We start from the raw sequence: 9,023 nt of genomic DNA on the forward strand, positions 1-9,023 counted from the left end.
GTTGCTCCAAACTCTCTGCACTTTCTGCGATCGCCACAATCAGTTGACGTGCCATAACTCATCACCTCTAAACAGTATCTTTATTCTATGCAACTTCATGTAAAATTGGTATTACTCCTTTCTATGTTCCTTGCCTCCTATCTTTGGGCATTGCTACCCTTTCAAGAGAACGAATCGCAGCCGACTATCAGGTGCGGTGATTCTTGACACTAAGAGCGAAATCCGCTACCGAAATAGTCTTACGTTTTCCACCTGGTTAGAGTCGTGGCAGTTCCCTATCCCGACTTGGCGCCACTGTAACACAAAGCCGTCTTTTTAGGACGGGGTGTTAAACCCAATTTTTTGATAAATTTAGCCAATTTTTGTATAGCTGTTGAGCCACAGTGACTAATGTGCCGATCTTTAGCTATGTATGCGAACCTTCTGATCGAGTTGATATTTGAGAAAAATGTGGTAGAACTAGGAGTGAAAGACTCAGGTGCAAATCCCTGATGGTACGGAGCCTCTATATATAAGCTTCCTCTATGGCATCAAAGCAAAATAGTCAATCGCTCGATCGGCACGATCGCGAAAATCAAGCGTTGCCAGTACAGCAGTCGTAAGTTGTGCGCGGGAGATTTTCCTTCGTGCATTAGTTTATATGCCAAGGTTGAGAAACAATCTCAGCTTAGATATTTGTTAGCATGTGTTAGCAAAAAAGTATCGGAACGCTTGAGGATGGCAATCCTGCTCATTTAAGTGGACTCGTTGAATCAAGAATCCCCTCGCCTTTAGGCTTGGAGAGTGTCAAAAGCACAGCACCTCGGCCATGACAGGAGTCAAATCGCAGTGTCATGTTTATTCTGAAACGGCAGGATGTTGAAATAACCAATTATCAACACCCAAAACGGGATCAACAAATTCCCATTCTCAATTATCAGGGGCAGACTTTTCGCCTAATCAGCGCCTTCAACGGCAAGCAAGCAGAAGATGCCAGAGCCTTGTGGCGGGACTTAACCGACAACCGAGGCAAAGCCTGTGTTCTGCTAGAAGAGCCGGATAGATATAGCGTCTGGGGAAAAGTCCGTTTAGATCAGCTTGCCGGTGAAGAACCGGCAGGGAATGAAGCAGCCAAAGCACCGCTGTTCGCGCAGGCTTGTCTGCTGCTACTCCAAGCTGTTTACTTCGATGTAGAAGACCTTTTAGGCGCCAGGCAAGCCACATCGTTTCAGAAAGATATCGCCAAGGTATTTCAGCAGGGAAACTTCCCCCAGGCAGACTCCCCTGATACGATAAAAAACTGGCTAACCGTTAGTCCTTTGCAAAATCACAAGGTGCCTCCTTGGCAAGAGCAGCATCTCAAGACCTTATTGCAAGAACTCCACCGCTTGGGCAAATCATATTTTGGCAATACGGACTTCGCGGAGGGAGTGAGCGATGTGCTGCAAGATATGCCAGCACCGGATCGGACTCAGTTTCTAGACTGGCTGAAACAATCAGCCCTCAACAAGTTGTGGATCGCAGGATAGTAAATCTGTGACAATTGCTCAGACAATTGGGTCGAGATAATGGAGCTTAGATAATTGCACTGTAGGGGCTACGCGATATACAGGTTGGATTGCCAACTTGTATTGACCAACCAAATTGTTGATTCGGTTTGGATGCCACCTATGGTCTGGCAATTTAACTAAGTTTCGCTCGCAGTCCCCACCCATAATTATTGAGATGAGTGGGGGAGTGTGAAAGCAAAAAAACAGATACCTCAACCTTTGATGGTAGAATTTCAGAGATAGATTGGGTACTGTAAAAACCTTAAGGGTGGAGACATATACCGTATTTCTATCATTATATTTCCGGGTACAAGATCGACTAACGACTAATTTATTGAATTAGTAAATAGATATTATTCTTGGTTAGTCTTTCTAGAGTGTACGAGGGCGCAAATCCCGACGACACACTGAGGACGCCAGTTATTCCGGAAGCGTCAGAGCAATGTTTTTTAATGTTTTTTGGCGAAAGAATCCTCATCTACAATCAAAGATTGAGATGGGGTGCGTTCAACCGCTAGTTAGGTCTCGTGGAATCCCTATGAGTAGCACTTCAGAAAAGTCATCTACATCTTCATCTTTACTGTCAGCTCAGACCCTAGTGATTGCGGGCATTGTCTGGGCTGTAATGGCGCTGCTGTTCTTTTTGCTGTTCAGCGTCCCCCTCTCAGAAGAAAAGGGTTTACCTCTTTGGTACTCGATCGGCACTCTTATTTTTGAATGCGGAGCATACTTGGGAGCGGCTTTAGTCTGTTTTAGAAACTGGCAAAGCCCCCACATGGTCAGCGGGCGCAACGTCTGGCTGGGCATAGGTCTGGGGATGCTGTTCTATTTCATAGCCGGCGTGCTGTTCGGGATTTGGGAACTCTATTTCGAGTTAGACCCGGACGTGTCCCCGGCAGATGCGTTTTATCTGGTCAGTTATGTGGCATTGATCGGGGGCATGGTTCTAGCCGTGACTGCCAAGCGGCTTAATCTAGAAATTTGGCAGTGGGGTTTGTTAGCGGGAATTGCAGCCTTCGGGATTGCTGTAGCTATCTGGGTTGCTGCACCTGACTCTTGGAGGGCCCAGCTAGGAATGCCTCGGGCAGCCACTCAAGAAGTAGTGACAGAATCTGCACCACCAACCGCTGCCACAGGAAGAGCGCCTGCTTTGGACAATTCGTCCAAGATACAGCCAAAAGCAGCAGCGACTGATGCTGCATCCGCACCCGAAGCAGAAGCAGAAGCAGAAGCTGCAGAAATCAAAGCTCCGGCATGGGTGATGGCACTTGACAAGCAACTTGCGCCTCACAAAAACGCAATAAATTTGTTTTACATCGTCGGGGACGTTTTTCTGCTGATTATTGCTACTGCACTGCTGCTGGCGTTTTGGGGAGGACGTTTTTCCCAATCTTGGAGAATGATTGCGGCTGCAACTTTTTCGCTTTACATCGCAGATATGTACTTTAAATGGCGCGATACTCAGGCTGAGGGTAGTTATCAAAGCGGCGGTTTGCTGGAAGTATTTTTTGTTTTCAGCGCCATCCTGTTTGGGATTGGAGCTATCTTGGAACATGACATCTCAACCCGCTCTCGTCAGAGCAGGCGCAGTCGTCGCGCAGCGTAGCGATTGGAGATTGGGGTTGCTTTGGCAAGCGATGGGGACGCGAAAGCTTCTTTGCCCTTGTCGGCATCTCTGAGCTTGAAATCGAAGATGAAAAATCACAGTTCGCTGACTGCTAGCCTGCGTCTTTTCACGTCTTTTTGCTGGAAAACTTGGCATGACGCCTACAAAACTCTCTGATTCAGACAAACGCGAACTCATCAGGCTGTACCGACAGTCAAACGAGAATACTATCACTCTGGCAAAGCGCTACGGAGTGAGCAGTTCCACTGTGAGGCGCATCCTTCAGGGGGCTTTGTCGGAGCCGGAATACGAATTTCTAGTCCAGCAAAAACAAAAGCGTTTGTCCGATCGCAGCAGTGTTTCTGAACCGACAGAGGCGACTACTGAGTCGTCGGCAGATGGCGAAATCGATCCTGTAGCTGTCCCTCTGTCGGAGTCAGCCCCTGTCCTGCAGTCAGCCTCAAATTCGAGACCGACGATCCGAAAGCGTTCTGGATCAGTCCCTGAACCAGTTGCAGAACTCGAAATTCGAGAGAATATAGAGTCGGATTTGGATGTTTCTGATTTGCCAGATGCCCAAGCAGCCAATCTTGCCGATCCCAGCCACCGCGCTGTTGTGACTGGTGAACTAAAGGCTGTGCTGCCTGCAGAAGGGCTACTGGCCGATGAAGATTTTAGCGATTTCGAGGACGACGATGAGGATGAGGAGGATGATGAAGACGATTTAGATGACGACTTCGACGAAGATATAGAGGAGGAAGACTCTCTGTCTGAAGGCAGTCTCCTGGGTTCACTATCGTCGGGCGAGTTGATCGAGCTTCGGGGTACAGGACTGATTCAAGTTTTGCCTTTAAGCGAAGCATCTCTGCCCAAAATCTGCTATTTAGTGGTTGATCGGGCAGCGGAGTTAATCACTAGACCTCTAAAAGCTTTTGGTGAACTCGGTCAAATTCCGGCAGCAGAAATTCGCGAGAAAACCCTAGCAGTGTTTGACAATCACCGAGTGGCCCGCCGATTTGCTACTCGCAATCAAAGAGTTTTTAAGATTCCTGACAGCAGTATGCTGCAAAAAGCAGCGCCTTATTTGCGAGCTAAGGGAATTACTCGGCTGCTGATTGACGGTCAGGTATATTCCGTCTAAGGGATTAAATCTATTTAATATTGTACGGTGTCGGATTCTTCTGGATTTGCCTGAAATTTACGACGAGAGTTTTGGGAATCTGAAAGGTTCCACAGCGGTTGCAGTAGCGCACCTCCGATCAGTCCTGCACTAATGCTCATTGCCAATACTACTCCTACGGGCATTTGTATCGATTTAAAAAAAATAAAGTTTAAGGATACTGGGGCGGCGTTCTGCACTGACAGAATGGCGATAGCGCTTGCTAAAATTGCTACTAAAAAACTAATGGCGACCAGAGGAAGTGTTTTCATAAAATGGTTGACATGCTAATAATTTAACCTATAAGCTGTTGTGCATTTAAATTGTATTTTGAGGGGTGGCAGGATGCCCACCCCACAAGAGTGAAAATTTATTTGACCATGCAATTTAAAGGCGGATTAGCTTATACTTGTATGACAATCTACATGTGTGTAAAATTTTTATTTTTTCAAACATCCCATTATTTAATAATATACAATAAGATTAGGAAAAAAGTCAAGTAGATGCGGAAAAAATATTTTTAATTTTTTAATTGATTAAAAAATTAAAAATAAATAAATTTACCAATCCCAAACTTTAACAAATCCACGTGTATTGCAAATATATAACTACCTGACCATTATCGATGATTAATGTTCAGATAATCTGCAAGAGTTATCAAAAAGATGTGAGGTGCTCCGCGGGCACCTCACAATCTCAAGCGGTAGAGAAAAACCCCGCGTTGGAATAGGTGGAAATTTAAACAGGTTCTAACTGAGAAATTACCTTTTCCATGTGTTCGGCAACTTTGGTTTCTTTTTCCACAGAATTGGTTTCCATGTAAACGCGCATCAAAGGTTCGGTTCCCGAAGGCCGCAGCAGTACCCAGCCACCGTCTTCTAAATAAAGTTTAATCCCGTCTTTGCGGCCGATTTCCTTAACGCCGATACCTGCTACTTCTGTGGGGGGATTCTTGGTAAAAGATTCCAAAACTGCTGCTTTGTGGGCTTCTTCTAGGTGCAAGTCCAAGCGTTTGTTGTATAGGGGACCGTCGGCTTCTTTAATGGCTTCTTCGACTAGCTGAGAAAGCGGTTTGCCTTCATAGGCGATCGCCTCAGCAACTAGCATATCAGCCAAAATACCGTCTTTTTCGGGAATGTGACCCAAAACGCTCAAACCGCCAGATTCTTCGCCACCGATAAGTACCGCAGTTTCCCGCATTTTTTCGCCGATATATTTAAAACCGACTGCGGTTTCGTAAATTGTTAAACCGTACTTGGCGGCCAAATTGTCCAGCAAGTGGGTAGTTGCGACTGTACGGACGATCGCCCCAGTCAATCCTTTATTCTTAACCAAGTGACGCGCCAGCAGTAACAGGACAGTGTTTGGAGTCAAGACATTTCCCAACTCGTCAACAATACCAAAGCGATCGCTGTCGCCATCCGTAGCCAAACCCAAATCCGCTGAATCCTTCTTAACAGCTTCCACCAACTCAACTAACTGTTCGCCCTTGGGTTCCGGCATTCCACCACCAAACAGCACATCGCGGTAGGTGTGAAAACTTTCGACATCGCAGCCGCAGTGTTCCAAAACGCCGTCGAGATAGCCGCGAGAAGTGGAATAAAGGGCGTCGTATTTCACCTTCAACTTAGCAGAGCGAATCCGCTCTACATCGATCAAAGTATAGAGAAACTTCAGATATTCGGGTTTCGGGTCAAAACTGGAGATTTTATCGTTGTGGCTGCCTTTGGCTGGGGCATCAGAAGCACCAGCAATATTTGCCACAATTGTATCAGTAATTTCCGGGGTGGCCGGCCCCGCGTAGTCGGGGATGTATTTGATGCCACAGTAAGGTGCGGGATTGTGGGAAGCAGTGAACATCAGGGCTCCTGCAGAGTTGAGATGCTTGGCGCTGTAGGCGATGACTGGTGTGGGGCAATCTCGATCGACCACTTTCACAGTCCATCCCAAATCTGCCAATACTTCAGCCGCCGTGCGGGCGAACTCGTCTGCCAAAAAGCGAGTATCGTAGGAGACTAGAACGGGTCGGTCTTTTGTGTAAGCGGTTTCTAGGTAACTGGCGATCGCCCGGGTGACTTTTCGCACGTTGGCAAAAGTAAAGTCATGGGCAATCAGTCCCCGCCACCCATCGGTTCCGAACTTGATTTCTGTTGAATTGCTGCTAGCGCTCATTTTATCCACTTCCTCTCGTCCTATTAATCCTACCCGAAGGCATAGCCTTAAAGACCTAGTGGCCGTGCTGTTTTTGAGGAGCGAGCGCCAGTGGAACCCGCATCAACCTAGTCTTATCGTTGTAGCGCCAAGCTTCCGCCTCCAGCAGGACTTGAACAAGTCAATCGATTTTAGATTTTAGATTTTAGATTTCAATACTCCGGACAGTTTTTGGAACGATACTACAAGCTTTACAGGCTAAGGATCATGAAAAAGTCGAATTAAATGCCGCGTCAGGGGTGAACATGACTTTGATTTAATTACCCACAGTGGCTCCAAGTCAAGCGAGGATAAGTCATTCAGCCATAGAAAAACTGTCCGAAGTATTGAGATTTTAGATTTTAGATTAAACCCACATTCCGCAGATGTGGGTCGGATTTTTTTATCAGTTGTGAAAACTTGGAAGCGAAACGCTTTTGGGCTGAAATTATGCAGTTTTAGCATTACAGAAGCTTGTCAAATTTACCTAAACTAAGTAAGTGGAAATAATTAACTTTTTCTCATATATTCATGTTGCTATTTTATTTTGACTACTCATATTTTGAAGCAAGAAAACTTATGCCAAAAGCAAATTGTCTTGACTAATTAATGAAAATTATTCACCAATATCTACACCTCGATCTCAATCGTTATTCACTTGAAAATATTAAATAGTATTGACAGCAATACTCTCCTAAATGCCGCAAGATATCTTGGTGTTCTTGGGTTAAATTGCTGACCTGATTCGAGCCATTTATCGTCACTAAATGCACCGCCTGAAACATCTGAAATATCCAGCGCATTGTTGGCTTATTGGTCATTTTTTTACCTGATTCTTCACTTGCTTATTGGTAGCTTCTAATTGTTGTCTCAATTTCCTTTGCGCTAGGTTATACACTAACAAACACAGTCCCATTATCATTCCGCTTGCTTCAACTCGCTCCGGCTTTTTCACGAATACGCTGGCAGTAAAAAATAACGGATCTTTGATAAATCTAAATCCTCTCTCATTACTTTGCTGCGCTTTGTATTCCGATAATACCTGTGAATTGCTCAGTGCTTTAGTATCTAAGATATTTGTGGCTAATATAAATCTCCCAGCTTTGACTTTTTCCGCTTCGATTGCTGAAATTAGGGGTTCTATTTCACCCGTTACTTGATAGACTCTTGTCTGTGTCTTGCTCGATTCTTTGAGCTTTTTTTTTTGTTGTTTTAACTGGTTTTTCTTGGGATTTAATTTCTGTTATTTGGTGATATTTTCATGAGTCTGATAACTTTTTTATTGCAATTTCTGCCTCGGCAATACAAGCCAACTTTTGTATGGATAGCTTACGCAGTGAGACTTTGCCTGATTCTAACTGTTTATCTACTTGCTTGACTATTTTTTTAAGAGCTGCTTGTTTTCTGATTTCACTTTCTCTGACTAGCCATCTTTGCTTGATGTTGGCATACTCACTGGTTCTGGTTGCTATTTTATAGCCTTTTATTTGAGAGTTTTCCCAGTCACTATCTTCAATGTTGCAGATTTTATTTTGAGCTGATTTGATGCTTAATGGCACTCTGGTTATCCATTTCATTTCTGCCATTGCTGACAAATTTTCCGCTGTGTATAAGGCACTATCTGCTACACAGATTCCGTCAAATGTCCACTGATTTTTAAACTCTTTCAATCTTGACACAAAGACACTTTTATCGTCGGCGCTTCCGTCATCTATTTTGAGATATAATGGCACGTCTCCATCTCCACTTACGATCGTATCAATGATAAATTGTTTGAGATCCGGTCTTCGATCTCTTGAATAGCCATGAACGATTTTTATGGTTTTCATGGAAGATTCTGTATCTTCAGATTCTGCCTCAACTTCCTGGCTTTTTCCCTGACAGTTTTTGTATGCTCCTTCTACTGATATTGAACTGCTATCTAGGTGAACGCTTTTCATTGATACTTGAAATTTCATCGCTGCTTTCAGGGCAATTGCCGTGAATAATTTTGTGGTTCCAGCTTGATGATATTTGTCTAAAGCTCTCCCAATTCTGTCATCATTTAATTGTTCCGGTGTCACTCCTTCTCCAATTAGATGTTCTGTTGCTTTTCCCACAAAAAATGTGGCAAATAGGTAGATTGGGGCGCTCAAAAATTCCAATCCGTTCAAAATCATTGCTTTCATTACTTGTCCTGGACTGAGGGTTTCTTTAGTTTTTATTCCCACTTTTTTGTTAACTTCTTCTACCAATTCCATTTCATCTATGATCCCTGCTACTATTCCCAAATGGTCTAAATTTACGATATTTATAGCTTCAGAGGGCTTTTTCATAGTTTTTAAGGTTGCTATACTGGCACAAATTATTATACCTTAAAAAAACCTCAAATGATTGCTATGCAATCATTTGAGGTTTTGGCAATTCTGAATTTCTTTGAAATTAAATCTGCTTGAATATCTGCGGAATGTGGGATTAAAAAATTTAGGACTTACGCATTGACAAAATAACCAAACAGTGAATTGATAAATAATTGTCGTCTACTTTCTAGGTATCGGAC

General features: G+C 44.1%; 5 protein-coding genes and 1 pseudogene. 3 read left to right on the forward strand and 3 right to left on the reverse strand.

Going from position 1 to position 9,023, the window contains the following annotated elements; genetic code table 11:
* Positions 1–833: 833 nt before the first annotated feature.
* The 3 genes from QUA70_RS27175 to QUA70_RS27185 all read left to right on the forward strand — a co-directional run bounded on the left by QUA70_RS27175 (position 834) and on the right by QUA70_RS27185 (position 4,276).
* Entirely contained in the window at positions 834–1,508 is a 675-nt protein-coding gene (locus QUA70_RS27175; RefSeq protein WP_333335957.1) for an Npun_F0813 family protein, read from the forward strand.
* A 559-nt stretch (positions 1,509–2,067) separates the two neighbouring features.
* Positions 2,068–3,135 carry a hypothetical protein gene (locus tag QUA70_RS27180; protein ID WP_333335958.1) on the forward strand — a complete coding sequence of 356 codons (1,068 nt, stop codon included), beginning with the start codon at positions 2,068–2,070 and terminating at the stop codon, positions 3,133–3,135.
* 154 nt (positions 3,136–3,289) lie between these two features.
* Positions 3,290–4,276, forward strand: a complete 987-nt coding sequence (locus QUA70_RS27185; RefSeq protein WP_333335961.1) for a hypothetical protein — start codon at positions 3,290–3,292, stop codon at positions 4,274–4,276.
* A gap of 14 nt (positions 4,277–4,290) precedes the next feature.
* On the opposite strand, the gene QUA70_RS27190 is transcribed toward QUA70_RS27185, so the two are convergent.
* The 3 genes and pseudogenes from QUA70_RS27190 to QUA70_RS27200 form a co-directional block, all read right to left on the reverse strand.
* The gene (locus tag QUA70_RS27190; RefSeq protein ID WP_333335963.1) at positions 4,291–4,566 is read right to left on the reverse strand and encodes a LapA family protein; all 276 of its coding nucleotides are present in this window, start codon (positions 4,564–4,566) and stop codon (positions 4,291–4,293) included.
* Between the two features lie 466 nt (positions 4,567–5,032).
* Complete coding sequence (locus QUA70_RS27195) at positions 5,033–6,466, reverse strand: phosphoglucomutase/phosphomannomutase family protein (protein ID WP_333335966.1); 1,434 nt, start codon at positions 6,464–6,466, stop codon at positions 5,033–5,035.
* Positions 6,467–7,134: 668 nt separating this feature from the next.
* Positions 7,135–8,799, reverse strand: a pseudogene (locus QUA70_RS27200) (IS1634 family transposase).
* Positions 8,800–9,023: the final 224 nt, after the last annotated feature.

Source organism: Microcoleus sp. LAD1_D5 (assembly GCF_036702115.1).
Taxonomy (GTDB): Bacteria; Cyanobacteriota; Cyanobacteriia; order Cyanobacteriales; family Microcoleaceae; genus Microcoleus.